The organism is Streptomyces sp. 35G-GA-8, assembly GCF_023534745.1.
GTDB lineage: Bacteria > Actinomycetota > Actinomycetes > Streptomycetales > Streptomycetaceae > Streptomyces.
The window spans coordinates 113,144-133,133 of sequence record NZ_JAMHJQ010000009.1; the positions used below are offsets into that span (position 1 = coordinate 113,144).

General features: G+C 69.6%; 19 protein-coding genes and 1 tRNA gene. 12 read left to right on the forward strand and 8 right to left on the reverse strand.

Features of this window, described 5'->3' with window-relative positions; all coding sequences use genetic code 11:
- Nucleotides 1-36: 36 nt before the first annotated feature.
- Both M1203_RS21590 and M1203_RS21595 read right to left on the reverse strand, forming a co-directional pair.
- On the reverse strand, nt 37-1,320 hold the full coding sequence (locus tag M1203_RS21590) for an HTTM domain-containing protein (protein ID WP_249951685.1): 1,284 nt from the start codon (nt 1,318-1,320) through the stop codon (nt 37-39).
- Between the two features lie 50 nt (nt 1,321-1,370).
- The gene (locus tag M1203_RS21595; RefSeq protein WP_249951421.1) at nt 1,371-2,153 is read right to left on the reverse strand and encodes a DUF5819 family protein; all 783 of its coding nucleotides are present in this window, start codon (nt 2,151-2,153) and stop codon (nt 1,371-1,373) included.
- Nucleotides 2,154-2,194: 41 nt separating this feature from the next.
- Between M1203_RS21595 and paaA the strand changes: the two genes are divergently transcribed.
- Genes paaA through M1203_RS21620 form a run of 5 tightly spaced genes read left to right on the forward strand, consistent with a single transcriptional unit; the run spans nt 2,195 to nt 5,887 of the window.
- A complete protein-coding gene (paaA, locus tag M1203_RS21600; RefSeq protein WP_374403601.1) occupies nt 2,195-3,220 on the forward strand; it encodes a 1,2-phenylacetyl-CoA epoxidase subunit PaaA in 1,026 nt (341 codons plus the stop codon).
- The gene (paaB, locus tag M1203_RS21605; protein ID WP_249951422.1) at nt 3,217-3,507 is read left to right on the forward strand and encodes a 1,2-phenylacetyl-CoA epoxidase subunit PaaB; all 291 of its coding nucleotides are present in this window, start codon (nt 3,217-3,219) and stop codon (nt 3,505-3,507) included. Before paaA ends, paaB begins: the two co-directional genes overlap by 4 nt.
- A complete protein-coding gene (gene paaC, locus M1203_RS21610) occupies nt 3,504-4,250 on the forward strand; it encodes a 1,2-phenylacetyl-CoA epoxidase subunit PaaC (RefSeq protein ID WP_249951423.1) in 747 nt (248 codons plus the stop codon). Before paaB ends, paaC begins: the two co-directional genes overlap by 4 nt.
- Nucleotides 4,244-4,822 carry a 1,2-phenylacetyl-CoA epoxidase subunit PaaD gene (paaD, locus tag M1203_RS21615; RefSeq protein WP_249951424.1) on the forward strand — a complete coding sequence of 193 codons (579 nt, stop codon included), beginning with the start codon at nt 4,244-4,246 and terminating at the stop codon, nt 4,820-4,822. Before paaC ends, paaD begins: the two co-directional genes overlap by 7 nt.
- Nucleotides 4,823-5,887, forward strand: a complete 1,065-nt coding sequence (locus tag M1203_RS21620) for a 2Fe-2S iron-sulfur cluster-binding protein (protein ID WP_249951425.1) — start codon at nt 4,823-4,825, stop codon at nt 5,885-5,887.
- A gap of 79 nt (nt 5,888-5,966) precedes the next feature.
- On the opposite strand, the gene M1203_RS21625 is transcribed toward M1203_RS21620, so the two are convergent.
- The 4 genes from M1203_RS21625 to M1203_RS21640 form a co-directional block, all read right to left on the reverse strand.
- Complete coding sequence (locus tag M1203_RS21625; RefSeq protein ID WP_249951426.1) at nt 5,967-6,311, reverse strand: rhodanese-like domain-containing protein; 345 nt, start codon at nt 6,309-6,311, stop codon at nt 5,967-5,969.
- Nucleotides 6,312-6,509: 198 nt separating this feature from the next.
- Nucleotides 6,510-7,367 carry a J domain-containing protein gene (locus M1203_RS21630; RefSeq protein WP_249951427.1) on the reverse strand — a complete coding sequence of 286 codons (858 nt, stop codon included), beginning with the start codon at nt 7,365-7,367 and terminating at the stop codon, nt 6,510-6,512.
- Between the two features lie 50 nt (nt 7,368-7,417).
- Nucleotides 7,418-8,902 (reverse strand): DUF2252 domain-containing protein, encoded by a 1,485-nt coding sequence (locus M1203_RS21635; protein WP_249951428.1) that lies wholly within the window; start codon nt 8,900-8,902, stop codon nt 7,418-7,420.
- A gap of 245 nt (nt 8,903-9,147) precedes the next feature.
- The gene (locus M1203_RS21640) at nt 9,148-9,498 is read right to left on the reverse strand and encodes a helix-turn-helix domain-containing protein (protein ID WP_249951429.1); all 351 of its coding nucleotides are present in this window, start codon (nt 9,496-9,498) and stop codon (nt 9,148-9,150) included.
- A gap of 120 nt (nt 9,499-9,618) precedes the next feature.
- Here M1203_RS21640 and M1203_RS21645 point away from each other — a divergent pair, with 120 nt between their 5' ends.
- On the forward strand, nt 9,619-10,236 hold the full coding sequence (locus tag M1203_RS21645; RefSeq protein WP_249951430.1) for an FMN-dependent NADH-azoreductase: 618 nt from the start codon (nt 9,619-9,621) through the stop codon (nt 10,234-10,236).
- A gap of 326 nt (nt 10,237-10,562) precedes the next feature.
- On the opposite strand, the gene M1203_RS21650 is transcribed toward M1203_RS21645, so the two are convergent.
- Nucleotides 10,563-10,646: transfer RNA gene (locus M1203_RS21650), tRNA-Leu, on the reverse strand.
- A 315-nt stretch (nt 10,647-10,961) separates the two neighbouring features.
- On the opposite strand from M1203_RS21650, the gene M1203_RS21655 reads away from it, so the two are divergent.
- The 6 genes from M1203_RS21655 to pknB all read left to right on the forward strand — a co-directional run bounded on the left by M1203_RS21655 (nt 10,962) and on the right by pknB (nt 19,098).
- Nucleotides 10,962-11,834: a DUF3662 and FHA domain-containing protein gene (locus tag M1203_RS21655; RefSeq protein ID WP_249951431.1), complete on the forward strand. Its 873-nt coding sequence runs from the start codon at nt 10,962-10,964 to the stop codon at nt 11,832-11,834.
- A 10-nt stretch (nt 11,835-11,844) separates the two neighbouring features.
- A complete protein-coding gene (locus M1203_RS21660; RefSeq protein ID WP_249951432.1) occupies nt 11,845-12,363 on the forward strand; it encodes an FHA domain-containing protein in 519 nt (172 codons plus the stop codon).
- 141 nt (nt 12,364-12,504) lie between these two features.
- Nucleotides 12,505-14,010, forward strand: a complete 1,506-nt coding sequence (locus M1203_RS21665; protein WP_249951433.1) for a Stp1/IreP family PP2C-type Ser/Thr phosphatase — start codon at nt 12,505-12,507, stop codon at nt 14,008-14,010.
- A gap of 29 nt (nt 14,011-14,039) precedes the next feature.
- Nucleotides 14,040-15,452, forward strand: coding sequence for an FtsW/RodA/SpoVE family cell cycle protein (locus M1203_RS21670; RefSeq protein ID WP_249951434.1), 1,413 nt, complete (start codon nt 14,040-14,042; stop codon nt 15,450-15,452).
- On the forward strand, nt 15,449-16,915 hold the full coding sequence (locus M1203_RS21675; protein WP_249951435.1) for a penicillin-binding protein 2: 1,467 nt from the start codon (nt 15,449-15,451) through the stop codon (nt 16,913-16,915). The genes M1203_RS21670 and M1203_RS21675 overlap by 4 nt, the downstream gene beginning before the upstream one ends.
- Before the next feature lie 167 nt (nt 16,916-17,082).
- The gene (gene pknB, locus M1203_RS21680; protein ID WP_249951436.1) at nt 17,083-19,098 is read left to right on the forward strand and encodes a Stk1 family PASTA domain-containing Ser/Thr kinase; all 2,016 of its coding nucleotides are present in this window, start codon (nt 17,083-17,085) and stop codon (nt 19,096-19,098) included.
- A gap of 105 nt (nt 19,099-19,203) precedes the next feature.
- Here pknB and M1203_RS21685 read toward each other — a convergent pair whose 3' ends face one another.
- Nucleotides 19,204-19,977 (reverse strand): class E sortase, encoded by a 774-nt coding sequence (locus tag M1203_RS21685; protein ID WP_249951437.1) that lies wholly within the window; start codon nt 19,975-19,977, stop codon nt 19,204-19,206.
- Nucleotides 19,978-19,990: the final 13 nt, after the last annotated feature.

Sequence of the window (19,990 nt, forward strand, 5' to 3'; positions counted from 1 at the left end):
GTGCCCGCGGTGACCAGGCGGTTCGCGGGCCGTCGCTCATCCGACGAGGGTCCGGGGCTGGTCAGGGCTCTCGCTCCGTTGCTCCGGCAGCGGATTGCCCGTCCGAAGGAAGAACCGGCCCCACAGACCCGAGACCCGGCCGCCGAGCCATCGCAGGAAGTTCGTCGGCAGGAACACCGCGTCGGCGGCGATCATCGCGAGCGAGAAGAACGGCAGTCCGAGCAGCACGGCGATGCCCGCGTGCTCCAGCATCATCGCGACCAGCAGCACATTCTTCACACGGCGGTTGAAGAGCGTGAACGGAAAGGCGACCTGCACGATGACCGTGCCGTAGCTGAGCAGCATCACCATGACGCCGCTGGTGGCGAGCAGTCCGGAGAGATCCGGCAGGGGCGAGAAATAGTCGAGCTTGAGCGGGTAGTACAGCGCCGTGCCGTCCTGCCAGCGCGAGCCCTGGATCTTGTACCAGCCGGCCGTGGCGTATACGAGACAGACCTCCGCCATGATCACGGCGAGTCCGGCATTGTGGACAAGGTTGGCGACGACATCGAGCAGGGCGCGGGGCTCGCCGTCCGGCGCGTACCGGTTCGCCGCCCACCACAGGCCCTGCGCGGCCCAGAGGCCCCAGAACAGGATCAGCATCCACAGCTCTACATGGACCCGGTCCAGCGATGTGCCGACAACGAGGAGCCCGCCGAGAACGACCCACAGGACCGGTCCGACGCGGTCCGGTACGGCGCGGTCCGGCCGCACACTGTCCGGTACGGCGCTCTCCGGCGCGACACCGTCCGGCGCGGCACCGTCCGGCGCGGCACCGGTCGCCTTGCGGGCGGCACGCCTGGCGCGTCTGGCGTCCAGCGACCAGACCTGACCGCACCTCGTCAGCACCAGATAGATCGCGATCAGATGAATGATGTTGTCGCCGCCGTCGCCCATGAAGATGGAGCGGTTCTGCAGCGACAGCACGCCGAACATGAACACCACGGACATCGTGCGGGTGCGCCAGCCGACCATCAGCAGCGCGCTGGACAGCATGGCTATGGCGAACACGATCTCGAACCACACCGTGCTGTCCGACCACATCAGCCCGGTGAAGGCACCGTTCTTGGCGATCAACTGCTGGGCGATCTCCCAGCCCCACGGGGCGTCGGGCCCGTACATCTCACGGCGGTGGGGCAGCTCGCGCACCAGGAAGAGCAGCCAGGTGCCGGCGAACCCGATCCGGACGACGGCGCTCTGGTACCGGCCGAGAGGGCGCGCGGTGACGCGCTGGATACCGCCGGCGACCCAGCGGTCGAAGGTGACCCGCTTCCCGGTCAGGCCGCCCGGCCCGAGGGACCGGCCGCCCCGCTGACGCTCGAATCGCTCGCTCACTCGCCCGCCTCCGTACGGCCGTTCTGTACGCCGCCGGGAAGATCGGACGCGTTCACCGTCCACCAGGGGAAGACCCGGTAGAACGGCCGCGTATTGACCTTCTCCTTGCTCCAGGAGGGGGCCGCGATGGCGGTCGTGGCGGACCTGAGCTGGAGGCGCTCCACGGAACCGCCCAGATCGTGGTCCTCCAGGCGCAGCATCACTATGCGGCGGATATAGCTTTCGGAGAGCTGCCCGCGCAGACCATTGGGACGGTTCTTGTTGTCGCGCGATCCGACGAAGAAGTCCCAGCCGCGGCGCAGCTGGTTCTGGTCGACATGGCTGGGCAGGAGATTGCCGCGGATGGCCGCTCCGTCCTCGGCGGAGAGGTTGATCCAGTCGGTGGTCCTGCGCGCGCCTTCGGGGGTCTCGACCTCGGCGCGCGCCTCGACGGCGACATTCTGCTGGAGCGGGTTGGGCGCGAAGAGCTTCCAGTTCTGTTCGAACTCGGGGTAGATCCACCCGTCGACGGTCTCGCCGTGCTGCTTGGTGAGCGTGTTGGACGGGGCGACATGCAGGAACACCATGGCCACATGAGTGCAGGCCAGCACCCCGATGACCGCCAGGGCGACGGCGGCCACCAGCTGGTAGCGCAAGGAGAGGCCGGCTATCCCCGCGCCCGGCGGTGGCCCGGCCGGCACACCCTCGTCGTCGTACGAATCCATCCCGCCCCGATCCCCGTTGGTGCCACAGTCAGTTATCCACAGCGGTTGACACCCTACGGGCCGCCGACTCACCATTGAAGTCCATGAACCGAACGATCGGTCGGTAGGGGGTCCGGATGACGGCAGTGACCGCGGGGACAGCTGCGGAGGCGACGATGGAGACGACGGCGGAGGGGTTCGAGGCGGCGTTCGACGCCGCGGTGGCCGCCGAGGAGCGCATCGAGCCGCGCGACTGGATGCCCGAGGCGTACCGTGCCTCGCTGGTCCGCCAGATCGCTCAGCACGCCCACTCCGAGATCATCGGCATGCAGCCGGAGGCGAACTGGATCTCGCGCGCGCCGTCGCTGCGCCGCAAGGCGATCCTGATGGCGAAGGTGCAGGACGAGGCGGGACACGGGCTGTATCTCTACAGCGCGGCCGAGACACTGGGCACCGGCCGCGAGGAGCTGCTCGACAAGCTCCACACCGGCCGCCAGAAGTACTCCTCGATCTTCAACTATCCGACGCTGACCTGGGCCGATGTCGGCGCGATCGGCTGGCTTGTGGACGGCGCGGCGATCACGAACCAGGTGCCGCTGTGCCGCTGCTCGTACGGCCCGTACGCCCGCGCGATGGTCCGGATCTGCAAGGAGGAGTCCTTCCATCAGCGGCAGGGGTACGAGCTGCTGCTCGCGCTCAGCAACGGGACCCCGGCGCAGCACGAGATGGCACAGGACGCGGTGAACCGCTGGTGGTGGCCCTCGCTGATGATGTTCGGGCCGCCGGACGATGAATCGGCCCACTCCGCGCAGTCCATGGCCTGGAAGATCAAGCGGCACTCCAACGACGAGCTGCGCCAGCGTTTCGTGGACATCTGCGTCCCGCAGGCCGAGGCCCTCGGGCTGGTCCTCCCCGACCCGGATCTCCGGTGGAACGAGGAGCGGGGCAGGCATGACTTCGGCGCCATCGACTGGTCCGAGTTCCGCGAGGTCCTGAAGGGGAACGGCCCCTGCAACGAACAGCGCCTCACCCAGCGCCGCCGGGCGCACGAAGAGGGTGCCTGGGTACGGGACGCGGCGGCGGCGTACGCGACGAAGCGCGACGCCGGCGACGCCCCGGCCGACGGCGACGACAGGGTCCGGATGATGGAGGCGACGGCATGAGCGAATCGACCGACTGGCCGCTGTGGGAGGTGTTCGTACGCTCCCGCCGCGGGCTGTCCCACACCCACGCGGGAAGCCTGCACGCGCCGGACGCGGAGATGGCTCTCCGCAACGCCCGCGATCTCTACACCCGGCGCAACGAAGGGGTGTCGATCTGGGTCGTCCCCTCCTCGGCGATCACCGCATCCTCCCCCGACGAGAAGGACCCGTTCTTCGCGTCGGCCGCAGACAAGCCGTACCGGCACCCGACCTTCTACGAGATCCCGGAAGGGGTGAAGCACCTGTGAGCGACGCGACTGCGAGCGACGCGGCGGTGACGGCCCCGCCCCGGACCGCGGCCCTCGCGCTCGGCGACGACGCGCTGGTGCTCTCGCACCGGCTGGGGGAGTGGGCGGGACACGCGCCCGTCCTGGAGGAGGAGGTCGCGCTCGCCAATATCGCGCTGGATCTGCTCGGACAGGCGCGGATCCTGCTCTCCCTCGTCGGGGACGAGGACGAGCTGGCCTATCTGCGCGAGGAGCGGGCCTTCCGCAATCTCCAGCTGGTCGAGCAGCCCAACGGCGACTTCGCGCACACGATCGCGCGCCAGCTCTACTTCTCCACCTATCAGCTCTTCCTGTACCAGCGGCTGGCCGCCGGGGACAGCGCCTTCACCGGTCTCGCGGCCAAGGCCGTCAAGGAGGTCGCGTACCACCAGGACCACGCCGAGCACTGGACACTGCGGCTCGGCGACGGCACGGCCGAGAGCCATGAGCGGATGGCGCGGGCCTGCGAGACGCTGTGGCGGTTCACCGGCGAGATGTTCGAGCCGGTGGAGGGCCTGGACGTCGACTGGCCCGCTCTGGAGGCCAGTTGGCTCGATTCCATCACCGGCGTGCTTCAGCGGGCGACGCTGACGCTCCCGGAGGGCCCCCGCTCCGGCGCCTGGCGGGCGGGCGCGGGCCGGCAGGGGCTGCACACGGAGCCGTTCGGGCCGATGCTCGCCGAGATGCAGCATCTGCACCGCAGCCACCCGGGGGCGTCATGGTGACCGGCACGGGCTCCCGGCCCACCGCCGCGCCCGCCACCCCGCCGGCTTCGGGCGCTGAGCCTCCACCGGGCGGGGGCGAGACGCGCCCGACCGCGCTGGAGACCGAGTTGCGCGCGCTCGCCGGGGCGGTGCCCGACCCCGAGCTGCCGGTGCTGACGCTGGAGGAGCTGGGGGTGCTGCGTGCGGTCGAGGTGCGGGGCCCCGGCAAGGTCCGGGTCGAGCTGACCCCGACCTATACGGGCTGCCCGGCGATCGAGACGATGTCGGAGGACATCGAGCGCGTGCTGCGTGACCGCGGAATACCGGACGTCTCGGTCGTCACGGTCCTCTCCCCGGCCTGGTCGACGGATGACATCAGCGCCGAGGGCCGGCGCAAGCTCGCCGAGTTCGGCATAGCCCCGCCCCGCCCGGTCGCGGCGGACGGGCCCGTACCGCTCTCGCTCTCGATCCGCTGCCCGCACTGCGGCTCGACCGACACCGAGCTGCTGAGCAGGTTCTCCTCCACCGCGTGCAAGGCGCTGCGCCGCTGCGCGGCCTGCCGTGAACCGTTCGACCACTTCAAGGAGTTGTAGATGTTCCATCCGCTCCGGGTCAGCGAGGTCGAGCCGCTCACGGACGACGCGGTGACCGTCACCTTCGCCGTCCCGCCCGAGCTGCGCGCGTCCTTCCGGCACATCCCCGGCCAGCACATCGCCCTGCGCCGTATCGACGGCCAGGGCGAGGAGATCCGGCGTACGTACTCGATCTGCGCGCCCGCCGGAGCCGACCCCGTACTGCGGGTGGGGATCCGGCTGGTCGAGGGAGGTGAGTTCTCGACATACGCCCTCAAGGAACTCGCCGTGGGCGACGTGGTCGACGTCATGGAGCCGACAGGCCGTTTCACGCTGGAGCCGCGTGCCGGACACTTCGCGGCGGTCGTCGGCGGCAGCGGCATCACGCCGGTGCTGTCGATCGCGGCCACCCTGCTCGCGCGGGAGCCCGGTGCCCGGTTCTGTCTGGTCCGCAGTGACAGGACCGTCGCGTCCACGATGTTCCTGGAGGAGGTCGCCGACCTCAAGGACCGCTATCCGGAGCGGTTTCAGCTGGTCAGCGTGGTCTCCCGGGAGGAACAGCAGGCCGGTCTGCCGTCCGGCCGGCTGGACCGGGAGCGGCTGACCGATCTGCTGCCCGCGCTGCTGCCGGTCGCCGAGGTCGACGGATGGTTCCTCTGCGGCCCGCTGGGTCTGGTGGTCGGCGCCGAACGGGCGCTGCGCGGTCTCGGGGTGGCCCGTGACCGTATCCACCAGGAGATCTTCCATGTCGACGACGCGGTGACCATGACCACCCCGGCGCCCGGCACGGCGAGCGCGCCGGTCCCCGCGCACAGCACGCTCACCGCGACCCTCGACGGCCGCTCGGGCAGCTGGCCGGTCAGGGACGGGGACTCGCTGCTGGAGACCGTGCTGCGCAGCCGCGCGGACGCGCCGTACGCGTGCAAGGGCGGGGTCTGCGGGACCTGCCGGGCGTTCCTGGTCTCGGGCGAGGTCAGGATGGACCGCAACTTCGCGCTCGAACCGGAAGAGACGGAAGCGGGCTATGTGCTGGCCTGCCAGTCCCATCCGGCCACCGCGGAAGTGGAGTTGGACTTCGACCGCTGAGCCATCGGTGACCGGGCGAGCCGGTCACCGGCTCACCCCCGGGCTCGCTCCCGGCCCTGGAAGGGCCCTGAGGCGGGTCTCAGAGGACGAACGCCGGGCTGCCGTTGTCGGTGACCATCGGACGCCCGGCGCCGTCCCAGGCGAGCATCCCGCCGTCCACGTTCACCGCGTCGACGCCCTGCTGGACCAGATACTGGGTGACCTGGGCGGACCGGCCGCCGACCCGACACATCACATAGGCCCGGCGGCCCTCGGCGACCGCCTCGGTCACCTCTCCGAAGCGGGCCACGAAGTCGCTCATCGGGACATGCAGCGCGCCCTCGACATGACCGGCCGCCCACTCGTCGTTCTCCCGGACGTCCAGCACCAGGCCGTCGGCCGGGATCGCCGCGACGTCGACCGAGGGCAGCGGGGCGAAGTTCATGAGTAGTGCCTTCTCTCGTTCGTGACCGGGGCGGGCGGAGCCCCGGATCGGGGCAAGGACCCCGACCGGGACCAGCTCAGGACCAGCTCAGGACCGGCACCGGATGAGGACCAGGGCCAGGCCTGGGACTGGAACCGACACCGGGCCCGCGGGCTGCCGACCGGATCAGCGGGCTCCCGACCGGAAGCTCCGAAAAACCTACTCCACCAGCCTGGCGAGTTCCGTCTCACGCTCGGAGACCTCCGCGAGCAACTGCTCGGCGATCTCTTCCAGCAGCCGGTCCGGGTCGTCCGGCGCCATCCTGAGCATCGCGCCGATCGCGCTCTCCTCCAACTCCTTGGCGACCACCGTCAGCATCTCCTTGCGCTGCGCCAGCCACTCCAGCCGGGCATAGAGCTCCTCGCTCTCGCTCAGCCGGGGCGCCTGTGTCTCCGGCCCCGCCGCCCATTCCGCCACCAGTTCCTGGAGCAGCGGCTCGTCCCCGCGCCCATAGGCGGCATTGACGCGTGTGAGGAATTCCTCACACCGTGCCCGCTCCTTCTCGTCCTGCGCCAGATCCGGATGCGCCTTGCGCACCAGTTCGCGATAGAGCTTGCGGGCCTCGTCGCTCGGCCTGACCCGCTTGGGCGGTCGCACCGGCTGATCCGTCAGCATGGCCGCCGCCTCCGGCGACAGGCCGTCGGAGTCGAGCCAGTCGTGGAACAGCTCCTCCACGCCCGGCATCGGCTGCACCAGCGCACGGGCCTCGCGCGCCTTGCGCAGATCCTCGGGGTCTCCGGTGCGCGCCGCACGGGCCTCGGCGATCATCGCGTCCAGCTCGTCGAGCCGGGCATACATCGGGCCGAGCCGCTGGTGGTGCAGGCGGGAGAAGTTCTCCACCTCGATCCGGAAGGTCTCCAGCGCGATCTCGAACTCGATCAGCGCCTGCTCAGCGGCGCGCACGGCCGTCTCCAGCCGGGCCTCCGGACGCGGCGCCGCCCCCGCGTCCGGCGCGTCTCGTACGTCCTGCTCGTCGTCGTTTCGGATCGTCGGCTCCCCAGGGGCGTCGTGCATCACCCGTCCAGCGTAAGGGCGAACCGCGGCGGCCCCCGCCCCGTCCCGGGCCGTCACACCCCCAGCTCGGCGGCTATCCGCCCGCTCCTGACAGCCGCCACCAGCTCGGCGTGGTCCGCCTCCGTACGGTCCGCGTACGCCATGGCGAACGCCGCCACGGCCGTGTCCAGCTCCTCGTTCTTGCCGCAGTACCCGGCGATCAGCCGCGGGTCCACGCTGTGCGCGTGGGCCCTGGCCAGCAGCGCGCCGGTCATCCGGCCGTAGTCGTCTATCTGGTCGGCCGGCAGCGCCGCCGGATCCACGCTTCCCTTGCGGTTCCTGAACTGCCGCACCTGACAGGGCCTGCCCTGGACCGTCGTCCACCCCAGCAGGCTGTCGCTGACCACCTGCATCCGCTTCTGCCCGAGCACCACACGGCAGCCCTCGTGCACCACCTCCGGCGCCTCGAATCCGACGGCCGGCAGATGGGGCAGCAGCGCGGAGGGCCGCGCCTCCTTCACCTGGAGCACCAGCGGCTCGCCCCGGTGGTCGAGGAGCAGCACCACATACGACCGCGTCCCCACGCTGCCGGTGCCGACCACCCGGAACGCCACATCGTGGATCGCGTAGCGCGCGAGCAGCGGCAGCCGGTCCTCCGAGAGCGTGCCCAGATATTCCTCCAGCGAGGCGGCGACCGCCGCGGCCTCCTCGTCGGGCACCCGCCGCAGAACGGGCGGCGCGTCCACGAACCGCCGCCGCACGCCCCCTCCACCGTCTCCGCCCTCGTCGGGCACCGTCTCGGTGGACCTGGCCGCGAACCGCGCGCTCGTGTTGTTGCGTGCCTTCTCCGAGACACGCTCCAGCGTGCCGGCCAGATCGCGCGCGTTCGCGTGCGAGACCAGCTCCTCGTCCGCGATGGCGTTCCACGCGTCGAGCGCGGGAAGCTTCGCCAGCAGCCGCATCGTGCGCCGATACGCGCCCACCGCGTCGTGCGCCCCCTGCCTGCAGGTGTCCTCGTCCGCGCCCGCCTCACGGCCGGCCAGCACCAGTGATGTGGCGAGCCGCTTGACGTCCCACTCCCAGGGGCCGACCACGGTCTCGTCGAAGTCATTGAGGTCGATGACGAGCCGGCCACTGGCGTCCCCGTACAGACCGAAGTTCGCCGCGTGCGCGTCCCCGCAGATCTGCGCGCCGACCCCGGTGACCGGGGTGCCCGTCAGATCGTGGGCCATCAGCCCGGCGGAGCCCCGCAGAAAGGCGAACGGCGTCGCGGCCATCCGCCCCACCCGCAGCGGCGCCAGCTCGGGCACCCGGCCCCGGCTCGACTCCTCGACGGCGCGCACCGCGTCGGGCCGCACCGCCGTGAACACCACCGAGTCGTGCGCGGACCTCGGCACCCGCTCCCGCAGCGCCTTCCCCCGGCCCTTGGGCGACTTCGCCCCGCCCACGGCCGTACGCGGCGCGAAACCCGGCACCACCGGCAGGCGCTCCACCCCCGAGACCGCGGAGCCCCCTGGAACCGCGCGCGGTCCCTCCACCGCCGACCCGACATCGCCCATGGCGCGCCGCCTCCCCCGTACTCGTGCTTGTGCTTGTGCTCGTGCGAGATCAACCGCACACGACGGTACCGCCGGGCCCGACCGCCGTCTCCCCCTGTGGATAACCACTCGTGACCACCCGCGACCGCCGCGACCACCGGCGACAACCTGTGGACAACGCCGGTCCGCTCACGCGACGGCCCGGGGAGAGAACCCTGAGCGCGGGCCATGAACACGGGTCCTGGGCACCGGACCTGACGGGGTGTCTAGCAGCCGCCCTCCGAGACCTCCGCCAGATGGGATTCGGCCCACAGCGCCAGCTCCTTCAGCGCGGGTTCCATCGCCGACCCCGCCTTCGTCAGCCGGTACGAGACCCGCAGGGGCGGCCCCTCATCGACCTCGCGCACCACCAGCCCCGCCGCGCCCAGCTCCGTGAGCCGGTCCGAGAGCATGCGCTCGCTGATGCCGGGAATCGCCCGGCGCAGCTCCGCGAAGTAGACCGCTCGTTCCATCAGTACGGAGATGATCGGCCCGGTCCACCGCTTGCCCAGCAGCTCGAAGACCCGCGTGATGCTCACGTCAACCTTCTTGCACGCGTCCGCGTTGTGGTCCGCCATGCACACAGGGTACCGGTTTCCAAGGTGGGGATGAAAAAAAGTAAGCGACTATGTTATTCATAGGAGCGAACGGAACCCCTGTCCGCTCACCCTCATACGCCACCCCTCACGGAGACCATCATGGCCACGCTTCTGCACATCGACTCCGCCGTCTTCCCCGAAGGCTCCGCCTCGCGCGACATCACCGCCGCCTTCGTCCGGTCCTGGCGGGAGCAGCACCCCGAGGGCAAGGTCATCTACCGCGATCTCGCCGCCGCCCCGCTGCCCCATCTGACCGTCGGCGCCGCCGCCGCGGGCGCGGACGACGCGCTGCGCGCGGAACTCGCCGCCGAGCTGGCCGAGTCGGACGCCGTGCTGATCGGTGCGCCGATGTACAACTTCACGATCCCGTCCAGCCTGAAGGCATGGCTCGACCAGGTGATCATCGTCGGCCACAACGCGGGCCGTCCCGACACCCCGCTGGCCGCCATCCCGTTCACGATCGTCGCCAGCCGCGGTGGCTCGTACGCCGCCGGTACCCCGCGCGAGGACAGCGAGTTCGTCCAGAACTACCTGGGGAAGGTGCTGGCGAACATGTTCGGCACCACCCAGATCGACTTCATCGTCCCCGAACTGACGCTGGCCCACACCAACCCGGGCATGGCCGACCTCATCCCGCTGGCCGAGGCGTCCCGCGCCAAGGCGGAGGAAGAGGCCCAGCAGAAGGGCAAGGCACTGGCCGCCCGCCTCGCCGCCTGAGCGCACGGACCCTGAGCGCACGGACCCCGAGCGCACGGACCCCAAGCGTCACATCGCCCACGCGCACAGCACGCACCAAGCCATGCCTCCCACGGGAACCCCGCCCGCGGGGGGCATGTCTCACATCTGAAACCTCACATAAAAAGGACCGGAACCCGGCCCCGCCCGGAAACTCCGGGGAACCCCGGCCCCGCCCGGACGCGGGCCACCGCCCCCAACCCCGACCTCCCAGCAGCCGAAGACACGAAAGCCCAGGACACGAGAAAGTGCCCCTGACCAGTGACTTCCGTCACCAGCCAGAGGCACCATCGTTCGATGCTTCTCTGTGCGCGAGGGGGGAGTTGAACCCCCACGCCCTTTCGGGCACTGGAACCTGAATCCAGCGCGTCTGCCTATTCCGCCACCCGCGCATTGGGTGTGTCGTTCGGTGCCTCACCTGCTGGTGTGTGCTCCTGGCGACATCGAGAAGATTAGCACGGTGCGGAGGGTGGGTTCACATCCGTTTGTTTCGACGACCCCGCCGCGGAACAGGGAACCGACAGCGGCCGCCCCCCGCTCCCCCTGAGTGCACCCCGGGTGCGGGACACTGGCGTCAGGCCGCCTCTACGATCCGTGTGAGAGGTGACACTCATCGACGGGGCAGACAAGGGGAACCAGCCGATTTCCCGACGCGTGGATACGATCAGTAAGCAGTACCAGGACGGCCACTACGGAGGAGGTGCCCCATGGGAGTCATGAAGCGTTTCGAACAGCGTCTCGAAGGTTTGGTCAATGGCACCTTCGCGAAGGTGTTCAAGTCCGAGGTCCAGCCCGTCGAGATCGCGGGTGCCCTCCAGCGCGAGTGCGACAACAACGCGACGATCTGGAACCGCGAGCGGACGGTCGTCCCCAATGACTTCATCGTGGAGCTGAGCACGCCCGACTACGAGCGTCTCAGCCCGTACTCGGGACAGCTCGGCGACGAGCTGTCCGGGCTCGTCCGCGACTACGCCAAGCAGCAGCGCTACACCTTCATGGGCCCGATCAAGGTCCATCTGGAGAAGGCCGAGGATCTCGACACCGGTCTGTACCGTGTCCGCAGCCGCACGCTGGCGTCGAGCACGTCCCAGGCGCCCGAGCGCGGTCCCGCGGGCCACTCGGGTCACGCGGTGCCCGCCTCCCCCCAGGGCGGCGGCGTGCCCGGGGGCGCTCCGGGCGGTTACGGATACCCGCCCGCCGCCGTCCCTCCCATGCCGGCGGCTCCGCCACCCGGCGGCGGCCACGCACCCGCGGCGCACCGGCCCCCGGCCCCGGGCCCCGGCGTGTCGTCGCACGGCCAGGTACGCCGCTGGATCGAGATCAACGGCACCCGCCACCAGATCTCCCGCGCGACGCTCGTCCTCGGCCGCAGCACCGACGCGGACGTACGGATCGACGACCCCGGTGTATCGCGCAGGCACTGCGAGATCCGGACCGGAACGCCCTCGACCATCCAGGACCTCGGGTCGACCAACGGCATCGTGGTAGACGGACAGCACACCACCCGCGCTACGCTCCGCGACGGCTCGCGGATCGTCGTGGGCAACACCACCATCGTTTACCGGCAAGCCGAAGGGTGAAGCGGGGGCAATGTCAGAGCTGACCCTGACGGTCATGCGGCTAGGTTTCCTGGCCGTTCTGTGGCTGTTCGTGATCGTGGCCGTACAGGTCATCCGCAGCGACCTGTTCGGAACACGCGTCACACAGCGCGGCTCGCGCCGCAACGCCGACGCCAGACCGCAGCAGGCACGCCAGTCACCGGCGCCGCCCCAGCAGCGCCAGCAGCAGCAACAAGGGGGCCGGCAGCGCCGAGGGGCCCCCACCAAGCTCGTCGTGTCCGAGGGCAGCCTCACCGGCACCACGGTGGCCCTCCAGGGGCAGACCATCACGCTGGGCCGCGCGCACGACTCGACGATCGTGCTGGACGACGACTACGCGTCCAGCAGGCATGCCAGGATCTACCCGGACCGCGACGGCCAGTGGATCGTCGAGGACCTCGGCTCCACCAATGGCACGTATCTCGACCGGACCCGGCTCACGACCCCGACACCGATCGCGCTTGGCGCTCCGATCCGCATCGGCAAGACCGTCATCGAGCTGCGGAAGTAGTACGACAATGAGCGAGCGGAGCGAGCGAGCCGCGGCGGTACCGACGGCGGACCGCGGCCGACTCCCGACCGGAGGGTGGGCAGTGTGGCTCGAGACCGGCTGGCGCGACAGTCGACCGGCGAGCCGACGGGCGAGGTGCGCATGAGTCTGTCTCTGCGCTTCGCCGCCGGATCGCACAAAGGCATGATCCGGGAGGGCAACGAGGACTCCGGTTACGCCGGTCCCCGGCTGCTGGCCATCGCCGACGGCATGGGCGGCCAGGCCGCGGGCGAGGTCGCCTCCTCCGAGGTGATCTCCACCCTCGTACAGCTCGACGACGACGTGCCGGGGTCGGACATCCTCACCTCGCTCGGCACGGCGGTGCAGCGCGCCAACGACCAGCTGCGCGTCATGGTCGAGGAGGACCCGCAGCTGGAGGGCATGGGCACCACGCTCACCGCTCTTCTCTGGACCGGCCAGCGCCTCGGCCTCGTCCATGTCGGCGACTCCCGCGCCTACCTCCTGCGCGACGGCGTACTGACCCAGATCACCCAGGACCACACCTGGGTGCAGCGGCTGGTCGACGAGGGCCGGATCACCGAGGAAGAGGCCACCACCCACCCGCAGCGCTCCCTGCTGATGCGCGCGCTGGGCAGCGGCGACCATGTCGAGCCCGATCTCTCCATCCGTGAAGTCCGGGCCGGTGACCGCTATCTGATCTGCTCCGACGGCCTCTCCGGCGTCGTCTCCCACCAGACGATGGAGGAGACGCTCGCCAGCTACCAGGGCCCTCAGGAGACCATCCAGGCGCTCATCCAGCTCGCGCTGCGCGGCGGCGGCCCCGACAACATCACCTGCATCGTGGCCGACGTTCTGGACGTCGAGTCCAACGACACCCTGGCCGGGCAGCTCAACGACACCCCGGTCGTGGTCGGGGCGGTCGCCGAGAACCAGCTCCCGCTCAGCTCCGCCGAGAACGCCGCCGCGATGCAGACCCCGGCGGGCCGCGCCGCGGGCCTCGGCCGCGCCGTACCGCCGCAGCCCGGCGGAGGCGGCTTCGGCCCGCCCGGCAGCGGCGACAGCGCCGGCTACGACGGAATGCCGCCGGGAGGCGGCTTCGGGGCCTACGACGACGAGGAGTTCGTCAAGCCCCGCCCGCGCCGCCGGTGGCTCAAGACGTCCTTCTACGCCATCCTCGCGCTCGCCGTCGTCGGCGGGGGCCTGTACGGCGGTTACTACTGGACGCAGACGCAGTACTACGTCGGCGCCAACAAGGAGCACGTCGCGCTCTACCGGGGCATCAGCCAGGACCTCGGCTGGGTCTCCCTCTCGAAGATCGAGAGGGAAACCGACATCGAACTCAAGTACCTTCCGGACTACCAGCGCAAGCAGGTCGAGGCCACCATCGCGGAGAGCAGCCTCGCCGGTGGACGCGACAAGATCGATGAGCTCGCCGTCCAGGCATCGGCCTGCAAGAAGGACGAGCAGCGCCGTCAGGCCGACCGCGAGGCCAATGTGATCACCGGCGAAGGAGAGGCCGGCGGCACGACCGGTACGAACACCTCCGCGTTGACCACCGACACCAAGCCGAAAGCAGCCGCTCCGAGTCCGGGCCCCAGCCTCTCGGAAGAGGAGCAGAAAGTGGCCTCGAACTGCGGTAAGCAGTAGGAGCCGGCCGTAGGGGGCCCTTCACCACCATGAGCGTAGTCACCAACACGACCACCATCGGCGCCATCGAAGCGCCGAGCCGCCGCAACACCGAGCTTGCCCTGCTCGCCTTCGCCGTCGCCATCCCGGTGTTCGCGTACCTGAACGTCGGGCTCGCGATCGACGGCAAGGTGCCCACGGGCATGCTCGGTTACGGCCTCGGCCTCGGCCTGCTCGCCGGCGTCGCCCACCTCGTGGTGCGCAAATTCGCCCGCTACGCCGACCCGCTGCTGCTGCCTCTGGCGACGCTGCTCAACGGCCTCGGGCTGGTACTGATCTGGCGCCTCGACCAGTCACCCCGGCTCATCCGGCTCGCCGAACTCAGCTACGGCGTCTTCAGCCCGTCCGCGACGAAGCAGCTGATGTACTCGGCGATGGGCATCGCGCTCTTCGCGGCCGTCCTGCTGCTCCTCAAGGATCACCGCATCCTCCAGCGCTACACGTACATCTCGATGGCCGTCGCGCTGTTCCTGCTGATCCTGCCCATGTTCTTCCCCGCCAGGAACGGCGCCAAGATCTGGGTCAGCATCGCGGGCTTCAATGTCCAGCCCGGTGAGTTCGCGAAGATCATCATCGCGATCTTCTTCTCCGGCTATCTGATGGTCAAGCGCGATGCCCTGGCCCTCGCCAGCCGCCGCTTCATGGGGCTCTACCTGCCCCGCGGCCGCGACCTCGGACCGATCCTCGGCATCTGGGCCCTCTCGATCCTCATCCTGGTGTTCGAGACCGACCTCGGTACCTCACTGCTCTTCTTCGGCCTCTTCGTGGTCATGCTCTACGTCGCCACCGAGCGGACCAGCTGGATCGTCTTCGGTCTGCTGATGTCGGTCGGCGGAGCCGTCGGTGTCGCCACCTTCGAACCGCACGTCCAGGCCCGCGTGAACGCCTGGCAGGACCCGTTCTCCTGTTACGCGACCGACGGCGCCTGCCAGCAGATCGGCGACGCCCTGCTGTCCTTCGGCTCCGGCGGCACGCTCGGCACGGGGCTCGGCCAGGGCAACTCCGACCTCATCGGCTTCGCCGCCAACGCCGACTTCATCCTCACCACCGTCGGCGAGGAGCTCGGCCTCGCCGGCACGATGGCGTTCCTGCTGCTGTACGGGCTGATCGTGGAGCGTGGCGTACGTACTGCCCTCGCCGCCCGCGACCCCTTCGGCAAGCTCCTCGCCATCGGCCTCTCCAGCGCCTTCGCCATCCAGGTCTTCGTGGTCGCCGGCGGCGTCATGGGGCTCATCCCGCTGACCGGTATGACCATGCCGTTCGTCGCGGCCGGCGGCTCCTCCGTACTCGCCAACTGGGCCCTGATCGGGATCCTGATCCGTATCAGCGACACCGCGCGCCGGCCCGCACCGGCTCCGGCTCCCTCACCCGACGCCGAGATGACCCAGGTGGTCCGACCGTGAACAAGCCCCTGCGCCGAATCGCGATCTTCTGCGGGCTACTCGTCCTCGCGCTGCTCCTTCGGGACAACTGGCTCCAGTACGTCCGCGCGGACGAGCTGAACTCGCACAAGAACAACCGCCGCGTCCTGATCGAGCGGTACAGCAACGAGCGCGGCAACATCATCGTCGACGGCAAGCCGATCACCGGCTCCGTCAAGACGGACGACACCGACTTCGTCTACAAGCGCACCTACACCAACGGGCCCATGTGGGCGCCCGTCACCGGCTACGCCTCGCAGGCCTTCGACGCCAACCAGATCGAGAAGATCGAGGACGGCATCCTCACCGGCAACGACGACCGGCTCTTCTTCGACCGCACCATGGGCATGTTCACCGGCAAGGAGAAGAAGGGCGGCAACGTCGTCACCACCCTCAGCGGCGCCGCCCAGAAGGCCGCCTTCGAGGGGCTGGGCGACAAGAAGGGCGCCGTCGCGGCGATCGACCCGCAGACGGGCAGGATCCTGGCGCTGGCCTCCACCCCCAGCTACGACCCGGCCACGTTCGCCGGCAACAGCAGCAAGGACACCAAGGCCTGGGTCGGCCTGGACAAGAAGAACAACCCCGCCGACCCGATGCTCAACCGGGCGCTGCGCCAGACCTACCCGCCCGGCTCCACGTTCAAGGTGGTCACCGCCGCCGCCGCCCTGGAGCACGGCAAGGTCACGGACGTCGACGCGAACACGGACACGCCGCTGCCGTGGATCATGCCCGGGACGACCACCCCGCTGAAGAACGAGGGCAACATCCCCTGCGAGAACGCCACGCTGCGCACCGCGCTGCGCGTCTCCTGCAACACCGTCTTCGGCAAGCTCGGCGCGGATCTCGGCAAGGACAAGATGCTGGAGACCGCGAAGAAGTTCGGCTTCAACCAGGAGCAGTTCATTCCGGTACGCGCCGACGCCTCGATCTTCCCGGAGGAGCTGAACGAGTCCCAGACCGCGCTCTCCTCCATCGGCCAGTTCGACACCCGTACCACCCCGCTCCAGATGGCCATGGTCACCGCCGCGATCGCCAATGACGGCAAGCTGATGAAGCCGTACATGATCGACCGTCTTGAGGCGCCGAACCTGGACGTGCTCGACAAGACCGAGCCCGAGGAGCTGAGCCGCCCCCTCAGCCAGGAGAACGCGCAGAAGCTCCAGAGCATGATGGAGACGGTCGTCAACGACGGCACCGGCAGGAACGCGCAGATCCCGAACGTGACGGTCGGCGGCAAGACCGGTACCGCCCAGCACGGCGAGAACAACAGCAAGAACCCGTACGCGTGGTTCATCTCGTACGCCAAGGCGGACAACGGCTCCCCGGTCGCCGTCGCGGTCGTCGTCGAGGACAGCAACGCCAGCCGTGACGACATCTCCGGCGGCGGCCTGGCCGCCCCCATCGCGAAGAGCGTGATGAAGGCGGTTCTCGACAGCAAGAAGTGACGCCGGTCACGGCTCACGTCCATTCCTGCACATTGCGATACCGGTCGTATATCAGGTGACCGTTACGGGCCAACGGCATGCGGCGTGCCCGGTAGCGTAGGCGCGAACAGCACACCGCCGGACCACACACGGGTGCGGTCGGGACTGACGGAGAGGGCTGGAACGTTATGGAAGAGCCGCGTCGCCTCGGCGGCCGGTACGAGCTGGGCTCGGTGCTCGGCCGTGGTGGCATGGCGGAGGTCTACCTCGCGCATGACACCCGGCTCGGTCGCACCGTCGCCGTGAAGACGCTGCGGGCGGACCTCGCCCGCGATCCGTCTTTCCAGGCCCGGTTCCGCCGAGAGGCCCAGTCGGCCGCCTCGCTCAACCACCCGGCGATCGTCGCGGTCTATGACACCGGCGAGGACTACGTCGACGGGGTGTCCCTCCCGTACATCGTGATGGAGCACGTCGACGGCTCGACCCTGAGAGAGCTGCTGCACTCCGGGCGCAGACTGCTGCCGGAGCGCACGCTGGAGATGACGGTCGGCATCCTCCAGGCGCTGGAGTACTCCCACCGCAACGGCATCGTCCACCGTGACATCAAGCCGGCGAACGTCATGCTGACGCGCACCGGCCAGGTCAAGGTCATGGACTTCGGCATCGCCCGCGCCATGGGCGACTCCGGGATGACGATGACGCAGACCTCCGCCGTCATCGGCACCGCCCAGTACCTCTCCCCCGAGCAGGCCAAGGGCGAGCAGGTCGACGCGCGGTCCGACCTCTACTCCACCGGCTGTCTGCTCTACGAACTGCTGACGGTCCGGCCCCCCTTCATCGGGGACTCCCCGGTCGCCGTCGCCTACCAGCACGTACGGGAAGAGCCGCAGACGCCCAGCGTCTTCGACCCGGAGATCACGCCCGAGATGGACGCGATCGTGCTGAAGGCCCTCGTCAAGGACCCCGACTACCGCTACCAGTCCGCCGACGAGATGCGCGCCGACATCGAGGCGTGCCTCGACGGCCAGCCCGTCGCCGCCACCGCGGCCATGGGCGCGGTCGGCTACGGCGGCGGCGGATACGGCGGCCCGTCGGACCAGCCGACGACGGCGATGCGCCAGGGCGACCCGGGCGGCCAGACGTCCATGCTCCCGCCCGTCGGCCCGGACGACGGCTACGGCGGCTACGACGACCGCCCGGCCCGGCGCCGGCAGAAGAAGTCCAACACCTCGACGATCCTGCTGGCGGTCGCGGGCGTCCTGGTACTGGTCGGGGCCATCCTGGTCGGCAAGGCGGTCTTCGGCGGCGAAACGGGCACCAGCCAGCTGGACGTTCCCCAGTTCGTCGGCAAGACGCTCACCGAGGCCCAGGAGCTCGCGGACAACGCGAGCGTGAAGGTCGCGCAGTCCGGCTCGGAACGCTGCGACGTGCCCAAGGGCTCCATCTGCAGCCAGATCCCGGCCAGCGGCAAGATGTCCCAGGGCGAGACCATCCAGGTCGTCGTCTCGGAGGGCGCTCCGCAGGTCAAGGTCCCGGACGTCACCGACAAGCAGAAGGACAAGGCGACCGACATTCTGGAAGGCGAGAACTTCCAGGTCGACTACAAGACGGAGGAGTCGGAGGAGGACCCCGGGACGGTGCTCGCACAGGACCCGGAGGGTGGCTCCATGGTCGAGAAGGCATCCAAGATCACGCTGACGATCGCCACCCAGAGCCAGGTTCCCGTTCCTCCGGTTGTCACCGGACTGTACGACGACGCGCAGAACCAGCTGCAGCAGCTCGGCTTCACGGTCGTACGGAACGACGTGGACTCGGAGCAGCCCCTGGGCACCGTCCTTGAGCAGGACCCGCAGGGCGGCACCAAGGCCGCCAAGGGCTCGCAGGTGACGCTGAAGGTCTCCAAGGGTCCGAAGCAGGAGAAGGTCACGATCCCCGGTGACATCCGCGGCAAGACCTTCGGAGAGGTCCAGGGCATCCTCCAGGGCCAAGGGCTCAATGTCGCGCTCGCGCCGAACTCGCCGAACGACCCCAACGCCGTGGTGATAAACAGCGATCCCCAGCCCGGCGCGCAGGTCAACAAGAACGACACCGTCACCCTGACCACCGTGGGCGGCCAGGGCAACAACAACGGCGGCGGCAACAACGGAGGAGGCGGCGGCTTCTTCGGCGGCCCGTCCGGCGCCAACTTCCGTAACGAGAACTGACAAGCAGGGCAGCAGGACAAGCGGAACGCGAACAGCCCCGGCCCCCTCCGAGAGGGGGCCGGGGCTGTTCTGTACTTCCCTTGAGCCTGGGCCTGGGCCGGTGCCTCAGCCGAGCTCGGGCGGGGGCGTGCGGTTCTTGTCGACCTTCTCCGTGCGCTCCAGCTCGGCCCAGACGATGTAGCGGTAGTCCGAGGTGTAGATCGGCGTGCAGGTCGTCAGGGTGAGATAGCGGCCGGCCTTCTTCTTCCCCGACTCCTTGGGGACCGGCTGGAGTACGTCCACGTTGTACTTCGAGGTCTTCGGAAGCTCCTTGAAGACCTTGTAGATGTACCAGGTGTCGCGGGTCTCGAAGACGATCGGATCACCGGTCTTGAGCTTGTGGATGTTGTGGAACCGCGCCCCGTGGCCGTCCCGGTGCGCGGCCAGCGTGAAGTTGCCTGTCTCGTCCCAGGGGAGAGCCGACTTGACGGGCTCCGTGTAGTAGCCGGCGATCCCGTCGTTCAGGGACGAGGTCGTCGTGCCCTTCTTGACCAGCACCTCTCGGCTGTCCATCGCCGGAACGTGCAGGAAGCCGACGCCGTCCTCGGAGTCGTAGGTCCGGGGCGCCCCGCCCGGCTTCTTCTCCTGCGCCCAGCCATGACGTACGTCGTCGCCCTGCTTGGCGGCCTCGCGGTCGGCCAGGACGTTCGTCCACCACAGCGAGTAGACGACGAAGAGACCGAGCACCACGCCCGCGGTGATGAGCAGTTCACCGAAGACGCTGACCGCGGACGCGAGCGGGCTCCTGGAGCGGCGGGCCCGTACCGGAGCCGAGGCGGTGGCCGCGTCCGGCGGCGGCGGTGCGTCGGCCTGCTCGTCGTGCTCCGTACTGGCTGCCACCGCACCCGTCCCC